Raw genomic sequence first — 19,394 nt, 5'->3', positions numbered from 1 at the left:
AGGTCGTGAAAATTTTAAAAACCGAAAGTATATTAAAATTTTCTATGCTTATTAACTTTTAACCCTATATAACACTGTTTTAATGAAGTGTTAAGAATTTTTAATTGTCTACTACCTTATGTTATACTATTTAGTTGGCAAATTATAGATTAATGAACTATCATTAGCAAGCTAATCTAAGGTGACTTCCATAATAGTTGCTACTCCATTTGCAGCTTCATTAGCAATATATAGTTTACCGTCAGGACTAAAAGTTATTCCTTCGGGTTGCGCAAAATGAAACTTATTAAGTTGGTGTAAATCTTTAAATGTTCCGTTTGCGCTAAGTATTAGAAGTTTTGGGTTTTTACCATCTACAATATAATAATCCCCGCTTTTTGGATGAATGGCAATGTCTGATGGGTTGAACGTTTTCTCTGCCTTTTTCTTTTGAAAAGAGGCAAAAGCTTCGGCATTCATATCAATTTTTATAACGGGTGAGTTTTTTTGAATTTTGGTTGCTATAGGTATTTCATAAAGTCCTTTAAAATTCTTTTCCTTTAGATCTTCATCTTTCGATACGGTAATTAGATTTTTAGTTTTTGGATTATAAGTAAGACTTTCCAGATTGTTGTCTTCGTTAAAAGGTGTATCAAAATGGCTTACGCTTATCGAATCGCTCATAAAATTTAGGACCTCATAGATACGCCCATCACTGCGCAGTACATAAGCGTCAGTATCATTTAAAGCAACTCCTTCATAATCTCCGGCTTCAGAAAATTGTACATCAAAGACGATTTCTTCTGTTTGTAAATTGTAATTGTAAATTACCCCTTCTTCATCTTGAATGCAGGCAAGGATGGAGTCATTAACCCAGGCAATACCGCTCACCTCATTAAGTAATTCTGGAAGTTCCCAGGTTTTCACAAGATTGTAAGTTGCATTTTCAAGTATCTCTTTTTCTTCAGAAATAGATTTTTTATAAAATGCATAAGACAAAATGCCAGAAAAGCATAATGCGCCAATAATAACGTAGTGCGCAAGATATTTCATAATAGGGGGTTCAATTTTTACTATGGGTAACTGAGTAAAGCTATAAAATCAATAGCGATAGCATAGCGGCTTTAAAATAACTTTAAACTTTAGGTTTTCACAAGAAGTCTCAACGCATATATTTCATATAAATTATAAAATATTTAATTCGATTTTTAAAAAGGGCAACTTATATTGCCGGTCTAACCAAATAATAGCTTTATGGCCTCAGGATTTTTTGCGCTTTTAGACGACATAGCAACCTTAATGGATGATGTTGCAGTAATGAGTAAAGTCGCCGGAAAAAAAACAGCAGGAATTCTAGGAGATGATCTGGCGGTAAATGCAGAGAAGGCATCAGGTTTTATGTCTTCAAGAGAATTGCCGGTACTATGGGCAATTACGAAAGGTTCATTATTAAATAAAATCATCATACTTCCAGTCGCATTTGTGCTTAGCGCATTTGTTCCTACAGCTATTACGGTCATTTTAATTTTAGGCGGACTCTATCTGGCCTATGAAGGAGCAGAAAAAATATATGAATTTATCTTTCCGCACGTGCATAAATCTGAAAAACCATCGCTCGAAGAACTTTCAGAAGAAGAGATTTTAAGTCGTGAAAAGGAAAAGATAAAATCTGCAATTCTTACTGATTTTATATTGTCTGTTGAAATTGTGATAATCGCATTAGGAACTGTAGCTGAAGAAGAATTAACCATGCAAATCATAGTTGTGAGCATAATCGCACTTATAGCTACTATAGGGGTTTACGGAATTGTAGCCCTAATTGTGAGAATGGACGAATTTGGAGCAAAGTTGATTGCTCTTAATGAAGAAGATAACAGCTTTTCAGATAAAATAGGAAGATTACTTGTTAATGCGCTGCCGTGGGTTATTAAGAGTCTGGGAGTTATAGGTACCATTGCATTGCTACTTGTCTCTGGAGGAATTTTTTCTCATAATATCCATTTCTTTCACGATTTCTTGGAAAGTCTTCCAAGTATGCTAGTCGAATTTTTACTGGGACTTGTAATTGGCTTTCTGGTTTTACTTTTTGTAATGGGAGGAAAAAAAGCTTGGAAGTCTATAAAAGCATAAATTATTTTAATTAAAATATACTGAAATGCCCCATATAGTACTAAAAAGCTTTCCATTATCTGAAGAAGAAAGAGTAGCTGTAACCACAGCTTTATCTCAGGCATTACAGCAATCTTTAGGTAAATCTGAAGCATCAATTTCTATCGCAATAGAGGAAGTCTCAAAAGAAGATTGGAATGAAACAGTATATCAACCTGAAATTTTACCTAACTTAGAAAAACTGACTAAAAAGCCGGGATATTCGTATTAGAAAACCCATAATTTCGCAATCTTCTATCCTTTAAAAATAATCTTATTTAAACAGATTTTATTCTCTTTCTTTTTTCGAAAGTAAGACGGGTTACTTATGCTACAAATTAAGAAGAGCATATTGATAAAGCTGAAATATAAATATCAATAATAGAGTTTACCTAGCTTACAAGAGTGCTTCTCGTCATCTTCAAGTTTCGCTAATTTCTAATTATTCTGAATGATTAGAGTATTTGAAATACGATCTGTACAATTAAAGTAATTAATTATCATAATTATTTAATAATCTGCTTTTATGGAAGTGTTCACATTTTCTTTAGATAGTTGTGAATAATTTAAATCTAATTTTACCCCTTGTTTAATTGCTTGTTTAGTAACTATATAATGATCATTGAAAATTAATTATGAATAAAAAAAATACAAAACCTCAGATAAAACTTAGGGGACAATTATTTCTCTTTAAGTCAGTTCTGGTAGGATTACTTTTTTTAATTTCAAGTATTTCTTATACGCAAGGGATAGCAATCTCAGGGACGGTTACCAATGTTACAACTGGAGAACCGTTAGTAGGTGTAAATGTAATTTTAAAAGATTCCTCTAGAGGTGTAACCACAGATCTTGATGGGAATTATAGTATAGATCAAGTAACTCCTGGCACGGTACTTAGCTTTTCTTTTTTAGGATTTGAGCGAAAGGAAATTACAGTATCTTCTGAAACAACCTTAAATGTTGTTCTTAGTCCTATTGCAAATGAGCTTGACGAATTGGTCATTGTGGGTTATGGAACTAAGAAAAAACGCAATCTCACAGGTTCCATTGCTTCTGTAGGTAGTGAAGAGATTGAGCAAACAAACCAGCAGGATGCGGTATCTGTATTGCAAGGTAGAGCTGCAGGAGTTCAAGTTACTTCAAATTCTGGAGCTCCCGGAGGTGCGATGACCATACGCGTGCGTGGTAACTCTTCTCTAAATTCTGGAAATGATCCGTTATATGTTGTAGACGGCGTACCCATAGAATCTAACAGTCTTTCTTCACTTAACGGTTCTGAAAATTTCGGCTTAAATCCGTTAGCAGATATAAATCCTGGAGACATAGAATCTATTGAGGTTTTAAAGGATGCAGCATCTACTGCTATCTATGGATCCAGAGCAGCAAACGGTGTAGTTTTAATTACAACAAAAAGAGGTAAAGAGGGTAAGGCACAAATTAATTTGAATGTTTTTACCGGCGTAAGTGAAATAAGCAGAAAGCTAAGCGTACTAAATGCAAGTCAGTATCGAGAGGTAATTCTTGACTCGTATAGAAATATGGCTAATCCGGTGGAGCCCATATTTTCGGTATTGGATTCATTGAGTCCGATAAATAATGGCGATGTAGATTGGCAAGACGAGTTGCTGCGCATAGCTCCCCAATACAAGATTGATTTATCGGTTCGCGGCGGTTCAGAAAATGTAAAATATTCGTGGAGTTCGTCATTTCTTGATCAAGATGGTGTGATTATTAATAATAATTACAAGCGTGTGACTTCTAGACTTAATGTAGATTTTAATGCAACCGATAAATTAAAATTTGGTCAAAGTATCTCGTATACAAATGCAATTAACAATAGAATTAATGCCGGCGGTTCTGGTAATTTAAGTCTGGTGCGCGAATTATTAATTCGTCCGCCTACTTATTCGATGTATTTACCAGATGGATCATTAAACGGCTATCAATTCGGAAAAAGAAACCCCGTGGGTCTTGCTGAATTGGCTACACATCTCAATAAATCAAACCGCATAATTGGAAATGAGTATGCCGAATATCAATTTACAGATTACTTAAAAATAAGAAGTAATGTAAATCTTGATTTTGTTTCTATGAAAGAGGATGAATTTATACCCTCTATTTTAGATTACAGACCGGGATATAATACAGGTTCTGTAAGATCTTTAACAAACTTAACTTGGGGTAATGAAACCTATTTAACGTTTGATAAGCAATTAACAGATCACCACCTGGCAGCGCTGGCAGGTTTCAGTTTTCAAAATTGGAAAAATGAGCAAACTGGTTTAGATGGTATGTTTTTTCCAAGTGATAATCTTACAACACTTAATGGTGCAGGAACAATTTCTGGTCAAGAAGCCAATTTTATAACAGAGCATTCTATGCTGTCCTATTTTGGGCGAGTATCTTACGATTATAAAGGTAAATATCTGGCAGAAGTAAATCTTAGAGCAGATGGTTCATCTCGTTTTGGTGCAGACAATAGATTTGGTTATTTCCCTTCAGCTTCTGTAGGATGGCGATTTTCTGATGAGAATTTTCTTCAGGATAATGCGGTAATCAATGATGCTAAACTGCGTTTTAGCGCTGGTCAAACCGGTAATGAGGCTATAGGAAATTATACTTCACAGGGAGAATTTGCTGTGGGAGTAAATTATTTAGACTATTCAGGAGCTGCTCCTACTGTAATGCCTAATGCAGGTCTCACTTGGGAAACCACTACGCAATACGATGCCGGTTTAGATATTTCCTTATGGAATAACAGAATAAGTTTAACAGCAGATTATTATGTAAAACTCACTGAAGATCTCTTATATAATGTGCCTATTCCTAGAACTACCGGCTTTTCATTTATTACCCAAAACATTGGTAGTATAGAAAATAAAGGTATTGAGTTTACACTTACCACCCGCAATTTTATTGGTGACTTTAAATGGGATACAAACTTCAATATAAGTTCTAATAGCAACAAGGTTACAGACCTTCCTGATGAGTTATTGATTAATGGATATATTCAAAATGGGCAGTATCATATCTTGAAAGAAGGTTTACCTATTGGCACATTTTACGGTTATAAATTCAACGGAGTTTATTCTCGCGATGAGGATAATGTAAACGCAGTTACTAATGGTGCTCAAGGAGCAGTTTTTCAGGGTGGAGATCCTATTTGGGAAGATGTGAACGGTGATAATATTATAGATGTAAATGACCGTCAGATTATAGGAGATGCTACACCAGACTTTTTTGGAGGGATCACTAATAATTTTTCATACAAAAACATCAGTCTTAGTATTTTCTTTCAGTTCTCATACGGCAATGATATTTACAGCGAAATAAATCACCAGCGTAACTCTGTGGTACGTTATAACAATCTTTCTACAGATGCACTAGACAGGTGGAGAGAGCAAGGAGATGTAACTGATTTTCCAAGACCTTTACGTGATGATCCGTTAGAAAGCGATAGCCGTATACAAAGCCGCTGGGTAGAAGATGGATCTTATATAAAACTTAAGAATATAAACCTTAATTATAGTTTTCCAGAAGCCTTAGTAGGTCGACTCGGACTCTCAAAACTCGATGCGTATATCACAGGATCTAATTTAATTACCTGGACAAAATATACAGGTTTTGATCCTGATGTAAATTCATATAGTGGATTACGCGCAGGAGTTGACGAGGGAAGTTACCCTCAAAGTCGTACAGTTATTTTAGGATTGAATTTCGGATTTTAAGAGGTAAAAATAAAAGAGATGCAAAAAATAGAAAAAATTATACTTGGTCTTATTGTATTGCTCAGTGTTTCCTGTTCAGATATTTTAGATAAGGATCCTCAAAGCAGTTTTTCTGCACAAGGATTTTATAAAACAACAAGTGATGCACAAGCAGGTGTTTACGGTATTTATGAATCCCTGCAATCTAATTATCGTATTAATTTTGCGTATTGGGGCGAAGGCAGAGCAGATGCTATAGAAACAAATCACTCTGGCGATCCGCTAACATTAAGGCAAAATACGCTTAATAAGACTATGAACTCTGCTCAATGGAGTTCGCTCTATGAAACAATTAGTCGGGCAAATTATGCAATTAAATATGTTCCTGAAGTTTCTGTAGATGAGTTTGGGTTACAACTCGTGGGTCAGGCAAGAGCATTAAGAGCCTTGTCGTATTTCTATGCAGTACGGGTTTGGGGAGATGTACCTTTAATATTAGAACCTTATGAAAGTGTAGATCAAGAGTTGTTTGTGCCAAAGACAGACAAAGAACTTGTTTTAGATCAAATTGTCGAAGATCTGCAATATGCAGCTGAAAATTGCCGGGATAGTTACGGAGGAGAACGGGATCGCGTTCTTATTACCCAAGGAGGTGCAAATGCGCTGTTAACTCAAGTATATATGTGGCGTAAAGATTATCAAAATGCAAATGCTACTGCAGACCTTGTTTTGAATAACAGCTTATATTCTCTGGTAAGTATGGCAGACTGGTCTAAAATTTTTACCACAGGATTTTCTAATGAAAGTATATTTGAAGTAGGTTACAACGAAGTTCAAACAAATGCGCTTCGCGTATTGTATGCTTTGGGATCTGATAGCGATTATTACCCAAGTGAGCGGTTTAAAAATTCGTTTGAAGATAACGACCTTAGAAAATCAAAAATTTACGATACTACAGTTGTAACCACACGTAAAATATGGAAGTTTTTTGGAGAAGGTTTTAGTGATGAAAGCGCAGATCCTTCCTCAAATAATATAGTATTGGCTCGTTTAGCAGATATTATTCTTTTAAAAGCAGAAGCATTAAATAAACTTGGGCAAACTGATGAAGCTCTAGAGTTGTTAAATAGAATTAGAACAAGAGCAGGCTTAGAAAATCTAGATCAGGCAAGTGCTATAGCAAACTATGGGGATGTAGATTCTGCAATATTTCATGAGCGTTCAATCGAATTATCTTTTGAGGGTCACCGCTGGTTTGATCTGGTAAGAACAAATAGAGCCATAGAAATTATGCAACCCATAAATGGATTAAGTGATCCTGCAAATCTGGTTTGGCCTATTCACGAAGATGCAATAAACAGAAATCCCAATCTGGAACAGAATTCATTTTACCGATAGTATTTATTCGGCTGCAAGCCACTGTTTAATTAATGAAATTTAAGTAATGAAAAATATTAAAACGGGTTACTTTATGCTACTAGGCATTTGTATGTGCCTTATTTACGGTTGTGAAATTCAAGAGAATTTTGAATACCAAGATTCTGGCTCTACTGCAAAGTTGGGCGTGACAGCCTGGGAATTTATTCAAGAAAACGATTCTCTAGTAATGCTTGAAGCAGCGATCACACGAGTAGGTTTAGAATCTATATACGCTGCGATGGATTCAAAAACATTTATTGCTCCTACAAACAATGCATTCAATCAATATTTAACCGAAAATGCCTACGAAAGCTTAGAAGAAGTACCGGTTCCAATTTTGAGAAATACATTGAGATATCATATTGTAAATGACATAGTACTTTTTACAAATCCTGATCTGTCTGAAAGTAATAATCCTATTGCTTACAATACTGAAAACGACCAAATTATGTTTTTATCTCATAATTCTAATTATCAAGGATTAATTAATGAAGGAACGGGAAAACAATGGACGATTGTTACTTCAAATTTAGAACCTACAAATGGCGCTATGCACGTAGTGAGTTCTATTGTTTATTTTTCAGCACCTTCAAATAATTTAAACATTCCAGATCCATCAGTTAAAACCGATACGATCTATCCAAAGCACGATACCTATATTAATGGTGGAGCAAGTTCTGGGGTAAATTATGGTAGAGATGTTTTAATGAAAGTCAAAAATGTAACGGGCAATGGAGACTTTGATAGAAAAGCCTATATGATGTTTGACTTAAACGAATTTGATAAAGAAGGAGTAATTACCGATGTTCGGCTTGATATGGCTGTAAGTTTTACAGCAGCCAAAGGGGTTAAGATGAATTTATTCTCGGTTGCAGACACTTTATGGAATGAGACTAGTCTTACCTTTAATACTGCAACTTTACCGGCAGGAAATCCTATAGCTAGTTTAACTACGACAAAAGTTAGCAAATTTGCCTTTGATGTTACAGACTTTTTTAATGCGCTTGAAAAGAGGCAAAGCGTTTCATTCGTATTAGATGGACAAGCTGGCTCTGATGAAACTGATGAGTTTGCTTCCAAAGAAACTACAGCTTTAAAAGCTCCGATGCTTATTGCAACAATCGCATCAGGAAATACTAGTTTAGATCTTATTACAAATTCTGGATTTTCAGTAACTAGCGGAGAAACATACGTTTTTAGTGAAGAGAATATCGAGGTTGATGGCGCAGCTCCTGCAGACATTATATTTACAGTAGAGCAAATCCCTCACAATGGTTGGCTCGTACGCGGAGCAACTATTCTTAAAGTGGGAGATCGGTTAACTCAATTAGATATCAATTCAAAGAATTTGGTTTATATCAGTAATGGATCAGGTACTGAAGATAGTTTAACCTTATCTGCTCGTGATCGTGCGGGTGCAAGTCTGGACCCATTTAACATTGCTATTAGCATTCTATAGAACCAAGCTTCGTAGATTGAAAATCGCCTGCATTATAACCTAATTGTTATTTAATGCAGGCGATTTCTGTTTATTAACTTCTTTAAAACCAATTTTTCTAGAATCTCATTTGCATTAAACCTATAGATTTATGATTAAATAGAACTATAAATTGCAATTTATATAAGTGGTTAATGCATTTATTAATAAGGAGTTATTCTATAATCTTAGTTGTTGTTTTAAGCAGAAATGGTTAGTTCGGTGCGATATTATTCCTAAAAGAGATATCTTTTCCTATTGAATTACATTAACCCTTAACCATCACATAAATTTTATGGTAGCTCTAGAAATACTTGATTATGCTATTATCATCAGCTTTTTTGCAATCACTTTAATTATTGGGCTGCTAGTCGCAAAGAAATCTGGTAAAAGTTCTTCTGAGTATTTTTTATCGGGTAGAAATATGCCGTGGTGGTTGCTGGGAATATCGATGGTAGCTACTACATTTTCTACAGACACGCCTAACTTGGTTACTGATATTGTTCGGAATCAGGGAGTAAGTGGTAACTGGGTTTGGTGGGCTTTTCTAATTACGGGTTTACTTACCGTTTTTGTTTATGCCAAGCTGTGGCGAAAATCTGGCGTAAATACAGATATCGAGTTTTACGAACTGCGTTATGGCGGGAAACCAGCTAAGTTTTTACGTGGGTTTAGGGCAATTTATCTAGGTGTGGTATTTAATGTACTCGCAATGAGTGCGGTGACACTTGCAGCGATAAAAATCGGTCAAATTATGTTGGGGTTGAGTCCGTTAGAAACTATTGGTTATGCGGGATTAGTTACTGTTATTTTTAGTACAATTGGCGGTTTTAAAGGAGTGGTATATACCGATTTCATTCTTTTTTTCGCCGCTATGGCTGGCGGAATAGGAGCAGCCTACTACTGCGTTAACTTGCCGGAAGTAGGCGGAATGGGCGAATTAATGACCCATCCACTTGTTATTGATAAACTGGATATTCTACCAGATTTTAACGATACTAGTTTAGTAATTACACTTCTAATTATTCCGCTTGCAGTACAATGGTGGAGTGCGTGGTATCCCGGAGCAGAACCTGGTGGTGGTGGATATATCGCACAGCGTATGCTAGCTGCAAAAGATGAAAATCACGCTATAGGAGCGACATTCTTTTTTAATGCTTTGCATTATGCTTTACGCCCGTGGCCGTGGATTTTAGTTGCCTTAGCCTCATTAGTAGTTTATCCCGATATCGCGAGTATCCACGAAGCATTTCCAAATATTGTTGAGAACAAACTAGGAGACGATTTAGCCTATTCTGCAATGCTAACCAAATTACCTACCGGATTATTGGGATTGGTAATGGCATCTCTAATTGCCGCATACATGTCAACTATATCGACGCATTTAAACTGGGGGTCCTCGTATGTGGTGAATGATTTTTATGCGCGCTATGTAAAAAAAGAAGCCTCACAAAAAGAGCTGGTAAACGTTGGGCGAATTTCTACCGTACTATTAATGGTGGTGAGTTCAGCGCTGGCGCTAGTACTTACAAATGCGTATCAATTATTTAATATCATTTTGATGTTTGGTGCAGGTACAGGGTTAATTTTTATTCTGCGTTGGTTCTGGTGGAGAATTAATGCGTGGAGCGAAATTTCTGCGATGTTCTCATCTGGAGTAATTTCAATTTTATTTAATTTTAGTCCGTTGGGTTTGGTGTTATTTGGTACCAACCAAGAAGATGGGTTGCTGCCTAACTGGTCAACGTATCCATTAGTGGTATTATTAACAACGGTTGTTTGGGTTGCGGTTACTTTTTTAACCAAACCTGAAAAAGACACAACTTTATTCGATTTCTACAAACAAACGCAACCCGGCGGACCGGGATGGCAGCGTATAATAAACAGAGCAAAATTACAAGGCCATACACTAATTATGAATACTCAAAAATGGTCTGTACCTGCCGGCATATTAGCCACATTAGTAGGTTGTATCACTATATACGGAGCCCTTTTTAGCACCGGATATTGGATATATGGATATTTTACCCAGGCAACTATTCTTACAGCCCTTACCCTTATTTCCATTCTTATTTTAGTCAAGCTTTGGAAACGCGTTAAATCCAGTATTTTTTAGAATTTAGAGTCAATCTGCTATCGATATCAACTAAGCGAATACCCTTTACTATTACTTAGAAAGTCTCATTATTTTAATGAGACTTTTTTCTTAGTTTACGTTTCAATTTGATGTTTGCATAGAACACTGCTGTTAATTGCTCTGTTACTAAAAAGTAAAAACTGCGTTAAGTGATGCGTTCATGTTAAAAACTAACATTTGAGGAAAAGTTGCTAATTTACTTTCGCCGGTAATTAATTCAACTATCCACAAATGAAAAAAATTACCAGTCACCGCACTTTTTTTAAAGATCGGTTTTTAATCAAATTTTTAAGCACAACCCTGTTTTTGCTTGTGTTTGCATCAAACTTGTTAGCCCAATCTACTAACACAAAAATTAAAGGAACTGTATTAGATAATACCGGTATTCCGCTTATGGGAGCCGAAATTATAGTAACAAATACAGCTACCGGTTTTGTATTTGGGGCAGTTGCAAATGAAGACGGAGAGTTCTCTTTAAATCAATTACCTTTAGGTGGCCCTTATAAAGTAAATGCCAAGTATATGGGGTTTCAAGAGGTAGTAAAAGAAAATATCACACTTAACTTAAGTGATGTTGTTGTACTTGATTTTATATTACAAGAAGAATCTACTTCACTAGATGCTGTAACGATTAAAGCGACTAATCTTACAAAGCGTATCGATCAATTAGGAGCATCTACAAAAATAAGCAGTACTCAAATAAAAAACCTTCCTACTGAAGGTAGAAACTTTACAAACTTAACCAGTCTATCTCCACTTCAGGGTGGTGGTTCTATAAATTTGGGAGGACAGCGTAGATCATCTACAAACGTAACTATTGATGGGGTTAACTTTAGAAACCAGCTTACAGCGGGTGAAGTAGGCCAAGGGCCTTATACCATATCACTAGAAGCCATTCGTGAATTTGAAGTAAGTACAAATGATTATAATGTTACTCAAGGACGTCAGGGAGGTGGAGCAATAACATCGGTAACAAAATCGGGTACCAATGAATTTACAGGAAGCACTTTTTTCTATCACCGGGCAGATGCTTTACAAAGTAATTACAATATACAAGGCGAGCGAAGAGAAGCCGATTTTTATAATTCGCAATATGGTCTGAGTTTAGGAGGTCCGCTTGTAAAAGACAAGTTGCATTTCTTTTTAGTTTATGAACGTCAAGATGCCGGAAATCCGTTGAGTATTGCAGATATACAAAGTGATGACGATGCAAATCGTCTGGGCATTACACAAGCAAATTTAGATCGTTTCTTACAGATAGGTAGAGATAGCTACGGGTTGGGCAATCAACAGCAAATAGGACAATTTGATAGAGAAACACACGCCAATAATTTATTTGTACGTCTCGATTGGCAGATTAATAACAAGCACACGCTTACCCTTAGAAATTTATTTAATAAGTGGGAAAACCCAATGAGCGTGAGTGATAACAGCAATATTGAAATTGCAGAAACCTATTCTGATTTTGAATCTCAGGAGAACAGTACATTCCTTTCGTTACGTTCTGTATTTTCGCCTAAAGTAACTAACGAACTTAAATTTCAATATCAGCATGCAGAACGAGCATACACGCCTAGTTCGCAATTACCATCTTCAAATATACCCCGCGCAATAGTTCAGGTATCTTCAGAATTGCCTAATGGTTCAAACCGTACGCAAAGTGTACAGTTAGGAGGACAGCGTTACACACCGGAAACTAATGTCGAAAACCAATTTCAGATTAGCAACATTACCTATGTGAATGCAGGTAAGTTTGATTTCACATTTGGTACAGATAATATGATTACCTCGTTAGAAACCTTACTTTCTAATGAACAAAATGGCCGATTCTTCTTTGATTCGTTAGATGATTTTGCAAATCTAAATCCGTCTCGTTACGCACGCGAAGTTCCTCTTCAAGGGTTACCTCTTGTCAAGCAGACTGTTTTAGATCTTTCTCTTTTTGCTCAGGTAGATTTTGATATTACACCAGATTTAGAGTTTACCGGAGGTGTACGCTGGGATGCAACTTATTTTCAAGATGCAGCAGAGTTTAATCCGGTTGTATTTAATGAGCTAGGAATACGCACCGATGAGAGACCTAATGATTATGATAATATTCAGCCTCGTTTTCAACTTACGTGGAATGTAAAAGGAAAAAATAAAGACATTTTAAAATTAGGAGGAGGTATGTTTACTGCACAGCCTCATTATTATGCACAGGTAAATAACATCCAAAACAGCGGTACGTTACTTGGAGCCATAGATGTTAGTGGTGCTAATGTGCCCGTTCCTAATTTTCCGGGGTATCGTGAAGACCCTGATACAGTACCGGGAATTCCGGCAGGAGCTTCAGCTTTTTCTACAATAAATGCTGTAGCAGATGATTTTGAAGTGCCTACCATTTTTAAAGGAAACCTAAGCTATACGCACTTCTTTGGGAATAGATATAGTCTGGGCGTAAATGCGCTTATAAGTCATACTAAAAACAACTATGTGTATCAGGAAACAAACCTGGTAACTACACCTTATTTTGTTACTCCAGAAGGAAGACCGGTATTTGTACCTGCTGCTACTATAGGAGAAGATGGCAGAACAGACTGGACAAATTCAAGAATATCTGATGAGGTGGGGAGAACTTTAGTCTTAAGACCAGATGGAATTTTAGATAATGCTTCTTTAATTGTTGAAGGATCTGCACGTCTTGGCGATGACGGGTATGTAAATGCAAGTGTTACTGTAAACAGAGCAAAAGATAATTCATCTTACAATTGCTGTGTAGCAAACACATCGACATTTCTACCGGTTACAGGAGATCCCAGAGCGTTGAATTACGGATATTCAGACAATCAATTTGGAAGCAAGTTTGTTATAAATGGTGCTTCCCCTACTTGGAAAGGTTTTGTATTAGGAGCTACCATTACAGGAACTGGGGGTACCCGTTACAGTCTGATGACGGCTAGCAATACCAGTGCAAATGGTGACTTTAACCTGAGTAACGATATTGCTTACATTTATGATCCCAACGATCCCGCAACTCCACAAGATATCCGTGATGCGTATAACCAAATATTAGCAGATCCTGAGACCTCCTCTAGCTTTAAAGAATATCTGCGGGAAAGTTTTGGCGGTTTTGCAGAACGTAATGGTGGTAAAAATCCGTTTTCTGCAACAATCGATTTGCGTTTGCAAAAGAAGTTTACGTTTAAAGGAGCGAAAACACACGCGCTAGAACTGTCTGCAGATGTGTTCAATTTTGCTAATCTTTTAAATAAAGATTGGGGGAATGATAATAATTACGGCAATCGGGATCTTATGCGTATAAATGGCTTTGATTCTAACACACAAGGCTATACCTACGGAGTACAAACAGGAACAGGAACCGAACCCATAAATGGTACACCCTGGAGGTTGCAATTAGGTATGCGCTATTCTTTCAATTAATAAATAAAATATCAGAGGCTGCAAGTACAGCAGCCTCTTTTTAAACTATACCTATGAGATTATTAAAATCTATTCTGCTTGTAGTAGCAGGTTCTACGTTGTTTACAAATTCCATTCAGGCACAAGAGCGCATTAGCGATCACGTAATTTTGATATCGATAGATGGTTTTAGACCAGAATTTTACAACGAATCAAAATGGCCGGTGCTTAATATGAAAGACCTGAAGAATCACGGTGTTACGGCTAGTGGTGTGCGAGGTGTTTTTCCTTCTGTTACCTACCCATCACATACCACACTAGTTACAGGAGCTTTACCGGCAAAACACGGTATTTATTATAATAGTCCGTTTGAATACGACATGCCTTCAGAAAAGTGGTACTGGGAATATAATTTAATACAAACGCCCACCCTTTGGGACGCGGTTAAAGCGAAGGGTTTAACCAGTGCAAGTTTTATATGGCCGGTTTCCGTAGGTGCACCCATAACGTATAATATTCCGGAGGTATGGACATTGGAAAGTGACTACGGAAGAATCGAACCTATGCGAGATAATGAAACTCCTAAAGGTTTGCTTGCTGAAATGGAAACAGCCGTTCTTGGTAAATTAAATGAGCGTACGTTTAATGGTGATTATTTAAACAGAGAAGATCGTACTGGTGAGATGGCTGCTTATGTTCTGGAAGAATACAAGCCTAATTTTATGACGATACATCTCATTGCTAGTGATCATTTTCAGCACGAAGAGGGCAGGGAAGGACATAAAGTTCCTTTTGCACTTGCTGCAATCGACCGAGCTATCGGAAAAATTAAGGAAGCGGCAGAGCGCGCAGGTGTTCTAGATAGAACAACGTTCATAATTACAGGAGATCACGGTTTTGTAGATATTCATTCTGCTCTAAAACCTAATGTATGGTTAAGCGAACTAGGAATTGTAAATGCAGATACAGAACGCAAAGAGTGGAAGGCATACTTTAATACTTCTGGTGCAGCTGCCTTTCTACATTTGAAAGATAAAAATGATACAAAAACTCTACAGGCAATTAAATCAAAATTAGCCAGTTTACCGCTATCAACTAAGAAGTTATTTAGAATTGTAGAACAAAAAGAATTGCAAGATATAGGTACAGATCCTAATGTCGTATTGGCTATAAATCCTGTGCCGGGTATTGCAATGTCTGGTAAAGCAACCGGAAACTTATTAGAAGCACGTTCTGGTGGAACTCACGGTTATTTTCCTGATATCAAGCAAATACAAACCGGATTTATAATTTCTGGTGCAGGAATAAAAACCACACCTAAAGAAATTGATGTGCTAGGCCTTGAAGATATAGCGCCTTTAATTTCAAAACTTTTAAACCTTGACTTTGCCGTTAAAGATGGGATATATCATCCCGGGATTATTTCTGAATAGTAAGATTGATTTTAGAGTTTCTGAGCAAGGGATATTGTCTGGCGTGAAGCACCAGCAATGTCCCCCAGCTCTTGCTGGGTTAGTAAGTCATACAAATTATAGGTTTCATTATCAGCATCAATAATTGGTAGATTATATAGCGATCGCAAGCTCTTTATTTTATGCTGCAAATCTTTCTCTTTGATAATTTTTATTTTCTTCTCACTCTGGCACCAGCGCTTCACTAAGTACGACATAAACCACTCTGCCAAAAAAGAATCTTGAGGAACAATCTCTTTAAAAAAATCGAGTTTATACATTCGAATGGTAGAGCTCACAAGTGTTTTAGAGAATTCAAAGAACTGATTGTTTAAATACTTTAAATTCCCAAAATAGTCTCCTGTGTGTATAATATCGTGTACAAATTCAGTACCGGTTTCGGTATAGGAACCTAGCTTCACAGCACCAGTCACAATTTCATAAACATAGCCTTGGTTTGCTGGAGGTTGGTATATATATGTACCTTTTCTAAAAGTTTGTGTTTTAATCTTTAAATCGAGATCATCAAAACCTTTATTAATTAAATAGTCAAATAAGGAAAACTCATTATAGTTGAGGTATTCATTATTGGGAGCCGTAAGTAATGTATGCATAACCTTTTTTTTAAAAGTAGGCTTTTAAAAAAAAGACATTGTTACGTGCAGGTTAATCCTAGGTTAATTAGAATTACAGATTTCTGCATTTCTGAAAAATTAGGAATACAAGGTGTTATCCCGTGTAATCACATGATTTGTGACTTTGTCTTGAAACTCATTTGGAGTCTGGTTTGTATGTAGTTTAAAAAACCGACTAAAATAACTGGGATCTTTAAACTGTAAATTATAGGCGATCTCTTTAATTGTATTTTCACTATGTATTATTTGCCTTTTGGCTTCTAGAATAATGCGATCGTGTATTAGCTGAACCGCAGTTTTATCAAGCTTCTCTTTTAAAATTTGATTGAGGCGTTTTGTGCTTAGATCAAGTTTGTTTGCATAGAAATCTGCTTTGCGCTCCTCGTAAAAATTCAGTTCGATGAGCATCATAAATTCGTAAATACGTTTTTCATTGATGTCCTGTCGTGTAAAATGCTGTTCTTTTAACTGTATTAATTTCAGTAAAAAAACCTTTAGAAGTGCCTTTATCATAATGAGATTCACTTCCTCGTGATTGTATTCTTCCTGAAGCAGATTAAATATAGAGACCAGTCCTTTCTCACTTTCTTCGGTTACTTGTAAACACGAGAATTCTCCTTGAATATTGAACATTCTAAAAACATCCAGTAAAAATTCTTTTATATCATCTTCCAGTAATTCTTGCTTAAAGGACAACAAAACGCCCTTTTTACCAGCTTTGTTGAGTTGGTGTACCCGATACGGCGGAATCAAATAAATCCAATCGCCACGCAAGGTTTCAAAGTCGTGATAGGGTTCGTGCAAGGCTTCTTCATTATGGAGCCAAACGATTTCAAAAAATTCTCTTCGGGCAGGATCTTCCAGATAGGCAGGTGGGCAATTTGCCAGATCGCGTATATATATAGTTTTGTCGCTAAGCATACTATAGGGATTTTAGAAAACTTACAAGTTATGCAAAGAGTAGATTATTTCCATATTGTACCACGTTATAATACATCATTAACAAAATATTATACATACTTAGCAAATTGTACCAGACAACTATCACATTGTAACACCGGTTAGCTAATGTGCTCGATATCTTTGCAGCGTACAAAAATCAAACTATGAGCGCACAGCAGATAAATATAAATAAGAAGAGTGAGGAGGCAATGAATAGCATTCTCAACGAACACAAACAGCTGTTAGAACAATTTGATTTTCAGCAATTAAGTGCTTTAGTAGATCCTATTCAAGAAGCAAAAGTCATTTTTTTAATAGGAATGGGCCGCAGCGGATTGATGATGAAAGCGGCAGCAATGCGCTTGATGCACTTAGGATTTACCGCTTATGTTGTGGGAGAAACCACCACGCCGGCGATAGGATCTGGTGATTTATTAATTGCAGGATCTGGCTCTGGAACAACAAGTACAGTAATACGAGCAGCTAAAACCGCAAAAGACCAAAATGCAAAGGTGGCTTGTTTTACAACCGATGCAGCTTCTGAACTGGCAGCGTTAAGTGACTATATCGTGAACATCCCTGCAGCTCAAAAACAGGCACATGAAAACACGGTGTCTGATCAATATGCAGGCAGTTTATTTGAACAAGCCTTACTCTTATTTTTTGATGCATTGATACAAACTTTGTGGTCAATAGATGGGAGTAGTGCCGAAGAACTATATAAAAGACATTCTAATTTAGAATAACACAAATAATAAATAATTTAAATACAGCATATTATGACTAAGTTACAAGTAGCAATCGATTTACTAAATACAAAAGATGCGTTAGCTCTTGCAGAGAAAGTGGCTCCTTACGTAGATATTATAGAATTAGGTACTCCGCTTATTAAAAGTGAAGGAGTTTCTGTAATACGTGCAATGAAAGATGCATTTCCAGACAAGCAAGTATTTGCAGATTTCAAAACTGCAGATACTGGTGAGTTAGAAGCAGGATTAGCTTTTGATGCAGGAGCAGATTTTGTTACGATTTTAGGATCTGTAGATGATGCAACAATTAAAGGCGCAGTTAAAGCAGCCAATGAGCGTAATAAAGGCGTGGTTGTAGATACTATAGGTGTAAAAGACCGTGTGCAACGCGCAAAAGAAGTATCTGCATTTGGAGTGAAATTTGTGGAATTACACGCCGGTTTAGACGAGCAAGCTCTTGACGGTTATTCTGTACAGGTACTAATCGATGAAGCTAAAAGCGCCGGTGTACCGGTATCGATCGCTGGTGGTGTTAACAAAGATACCATCAAAGCAGTAAAAGAATCTGGAGCGGTAGTAGCCGTTGCCGGCGGAGCAATCTACGGAGCTGAAGATCCTGCAGCTGCAGCAAAAGAATTACGCGATATACTTAATGCATAATTGAAGCATCAATAAAAACAAAAGCCCCCTGCAAATCTGTTGATTTGCAGGGGGCTTTTTGTTGTATTCCGGTGGTTTTTTGATTTAAAAAGTAAGGTTTATTTTATGAAAATGATACTTTATATTCGAGCGAATCAATTGCAGCAGTGTAAGTTTGAATTTGTACTGAAAGGCTTAAGAGAAATTGTTTTCGAGACTGTTATTAGAAATTCGGTCTATCAGTCTACTCGTACTGAAATACAGTTGAGATGAAAAGTTAGATTGTTACTTCCAAGACAATAAGGTTATACCGACTATTAAATTAATCTAAAATAAACTTATCGATAATAGCTTTTAGAGAATCATATTTAATAGGCTTATCTACAAAATCATCTATAAGATTTGATGATGCATCGTATCCAGACTCTTCAGCGTTATTTGCACTTACCACTACAATAGGCGTTCGCTTACCAGAGTCTGTAGCTCTTATTATTTTGGCTACCTCGAGTCCGTGAATATCGGGTAATTTAAGATCGAGAAATAGCAAATCGGGTGCGTTTTGCTTATAGTATTCCAGCGCTTCGGCTCCATTTTTTGCCTCGTAAACAATAGCATCTGGGCAAATTTTCTTTACAATTGTAGAAATTAGAAAAAGATTAACCGGGTTGTCATCTACGGTGAGAATTTTTATCTGCTCTTCTAATTCCAT

The 19,394-nt window shown here is 36.5% G+C and carries 14 protein-coding genes; 10 read left to right on the top strand and 4 right to left on the bottom strand.

From position 1 onward, the window contains the following. Positions 1 to 171: 171 nt before the first annotated feature. Positions 172 to 1,032 carry an SdiA-regulated domain-containing protein gene (locus DSM00_RS08190; protein WP_128757553.1) on the bottom strand — a complete coding sequence of 287 codons (861 nt, stop codon included), beginning with the start codon at positions 1,030 to 1,032 and terminating at the stop codon, positions 172 to 174. A gap of 201 nt (positions 1,033 to 1,233) precedes the next feature. Between DSM00_RS08190 and DSM00_RS08185 the strand changes: the two genes are divergently transcribed. From DSM00_RS08185 to DSM00_RS08150, 8 genes are all read left to right on the top strand, one after another. After that, positions 1,234 to 2,109: a DUF808 domain-containing protein gene (locus tag DSM00_RS08185; RefSeq protein ID WP_128757552.1), complete on the top strand. Its 876-nt coding sequence runs from the start codon at positions 1,234 to 1,236 to the stop codon at positions 2,107 to 2,109. A gap of 25 nt (positions 2,110 to 2,134) precedes the next feature. Continuing rightward, positions 2,135 to 2,359: a tautomerase family protein gene (locus tag DSM00_RS08180; RefSeq protein ID WP_128757551.1), complete on the top strand. Its 225-nt coding sequence runs from the start codon at positions 2,135 to 2,137 to the stop codon at positions 2,357 to 2,359. Positions 2,360 to 2,762: 403 nt separating this feature from the next. Continuing rightward, the gene (locus DSM00_RS08175) at positions 2,763 to 5,855 is read left to right on the top strand and encodes a SusC/RagA family TonB-linked outer membrane protein (RefSeq protein WP_128757550.1); all 3,093 of its coding nucleotides are present in this window, start codon (positions 2,763 to 2,765) and stop codon (positions 5,853 to 5,855) included. Between the two features lie 18 nt (positions 5,856 to 5,873). Next, positions 5,874 to 7,232: a RagB/SusD family nutrient uptake outer membrane protein gene (locus DSM00_RS08170; RefSeq protein WP_128757549.1), complete on the top strand. Its 1,359-nt coding sequence runs from the start codon at positions 5,874 to 5,876 to the stop codon at positions 7,230 to 7,232. A 46-nt stretch (positions 7,233 to 7,278) separates the two neighbouring features. Beyond that, entirely contained in the window at positions 7,279 to 8,712 is a 1,434-nt protein-coding gene (locus DSM00_RS08165) for a CBM96 family carbohydrate-binding protein (RefSeq protein WP_128757548.1), read from the top strand. Positions 8,713 to 9,025: 313 nt separating this feature from the next. Then, positions 9,026 to 10,846, top strand: coding sequence for a sodium:solute symporter family protein (locus tag DSM00_RS08160; RefSeq protein ID WP_128757547.1), 1,821 nt, complete (start codon positions 9,026 to 9,028; stop codon positions 10,844 to 10,846). Positions 10,847 to 11,098: 252 nt separating this feature from the next. After that, the gene (locus tag DSM00_RS08155) at positions 11,099 to 14,290 is read left to right on the top strand and encodes a TonB-dependent receptor (protein ID WP_128757546.1); all 3,192 of its coding nucleotides are present in this window, start codon (positions 11,099 to 11,101) and stop codon (positions 14,288 to 14,290) included. 53 nt (positions 14,291 to 14,343) lie between these two features. Next, complete coding sequence (locus tag DSM00_RS08150; protein ID WP_128757545.1) at positions 14,344 to 15,702, top strand: alkaline phosphatase family protein; 1,359 nt, start codon at positions 14,344 to 14,346, stop codon at positions 15,700 to 15,702. Between the two features lie 11 nt (positions 15,703 to 15,713). On the opposite strand, the gene DSM00_RS08145 is transcribed toward DSM00_RS08150, so the two are convergent. Continuing rightward, positions 15,714 to 16,334: a Crp/Fnr family transcriptional regulator gene (locus DSM00_RS08145; RefSeq protein ID WP_128757544.1), complete on the bottom strand. Its 621-nt coding sequence runs from the start codon at positions 16,332 to 16,334 to the stop codon at positions 15,714 to 15,716. A gap of 99 nt (positions 16,335 to 16,433) precedes the next feature. Further along, the gene (locus tag DSM00_RS08140; protein WP_128757543.1) at positions 16,434 to 17,276 is read right to left on the bottom strand and encodes a helix-turn-helix domain-containing protein; all 843 of its coding nucleotides are present in this window, start codon (positions 17,274 to 17,276) and stop codon (positions 16,434 to 16,436) included. Positions 17,277 to 17,461: 185 nt separating this feature from the next. Between DSM00_RS08140 and hxlB the strand changes: the two genes are divergently transcribed. After that, a complete protein-coding gene (gene hxlB, locus DSM00_RS08135) occupies positions 17,462 to 18,043 on the top strand; it encodes a 6-phospho-3-hexuloisomerase (protein ID WP_128757542.1) in 582 nt (193 codons plus the stop codon). 33 nt (positions 18,044 to 18,076) lie between these two features. Further along, the gene (gene hxlA, locus DSM00_RS08130) at positions 18,077 to 18,706 is read left to right on the top strand and encodes a 3-hexulose-6-phosphate synthase (protein ID WP_128757541.1); all 630 of its coding nucleotides are present in this window, start codon (positions 18,077 to 18,079) and stop codon (positions 18,704 to 18,706) included. Between the two features lie 301 nt (positions 18,707 to 19,007). Here the strand turns inward: hxlA and DSM00_RS08125 are convergent, their stop codons facing one another. Continuing rightward, on the bottom strand, positions 19,008 to 19,394 hold the full coding sequence (locus DSM00_RS08125) for a response regulator (protein ID WP_128757540.1): 387 nt from the start codon (positions 19,392 to 19,394) through the stop codon (positions 19,008 to 19,010).

It is taken from the genome of Leeuwenhoekiella aequorea (assembly GCF_004104375.1).
GTDB lineage: Bacteria > Bacteroidota > Bacteroidia > Flavobacteriales > Flavobacteriaceae > Leeuwenhoekiella > Leeuwenhoekiella aequorea.
Note: the sequence above shows the minus strand (reverse complement) of the source record. Positions and strands in the feature narration are given on the sequence as shown.

Excerpts from the sequence above, each read along its gene's own strand:
- DSM00_RS08190 (WP_128757553.1), bottom strand. The coding sequence starts at position 1,032 with ATGAAATATCTTGCGCACTACGTTATTATTGGCGCATTATGCTTTTCT.
- DSM00_RS08185 (WP_128757552.1), top strand. The coding sequence starts at position 1,234 with ATGGCCTCAGGATTTTTTGCGCTTTTAGACGACATAGCAACCTTAATG.
- DSM00_RS08180 (WP_128757551.1), top strand. The coding sequence starts at position 2,135 with ATGCCCCATATAGTACTAAAAAGCTTTCCATTATCTGAAGAAGAAAGA.
- DSM00_RS08175 (WP_128757550.1), top strand. The coding sequence starts at position 2,763 with ATGAATAAAAAAAATACAAAACCTCAGATAAAACTTAGGGGACAATTA.
- DSM00_RS08170 (WP_128757549.1), top strand. The coding sequence starts at position 5,874 with ATGCAAAAAATAGAAAAAATTATACTTGGTCTTATTGTATTGCTCAGT.
- DSM00_RS08165 (WP_128757548.1), top strand. The coding sequence starts at position 7,279 with ATGAAAAATATTAAAACGGGTTACTTTATGCTACTAGGCATTTGTATG.
- DSM00_RS08160 (WP_128757547.1), top strand. The coding sequence starts at position 9,026 with ATGGTAGCTCTAGAAATACTTGATTATGCTATTATCATCAGCTTTTTT.
- DSM00_RS08155 (WP_128757546.1), top strand. The coding sequence starts at position 11,099 with ATGAAAAAAATTACCAGTCACCGCACTTTTTTTAAAGATCGGTTTTTA.
- DSM00_RS08150 (WP_128757545.1), top strand. The coding sequence starts at position 14,344 with ATGAGATTATTAAAATCTATTCTGCTTGTAGTAGCAGGTTCTACGTTG.
- DSM00_RS08145 (WP_128757544.1), bottom strand. The coding sequence starts at position 16,334 with ATGCATACATTACTTACGGCTCCCAATAATGAATACCTCAACTATAAT.
- DSM00_RS08140 (WP_128757543.1), bottom strand. The coding sequence starts at position 17,276 with ATGCTTAGCGACAAAACTATATATATACGCGATCTGGCAAATTGCCCA.
- hxlB (WP_128757542.1), top strand. The coding sequence starts at position 17,462 with ATGAGCGCACAGCAGATAAATATAAATAAGAAGAGTGAGGAGGCAATG.
- hxlA (WP_128757541.1), top strand. The coding sequence starts at position 18,077 with ATGACTAAGTTACAAGTAGCAATCGATTTACTAAATACAAAAGATGCG.
- DSM00_RS08125 (WP_128757540.1), bottom strand. The coding sequence starts at position 19,394 with ATGGAATTAGAAGAGCAGATAAAAATTCTCACCGTAGATGACAACCCG.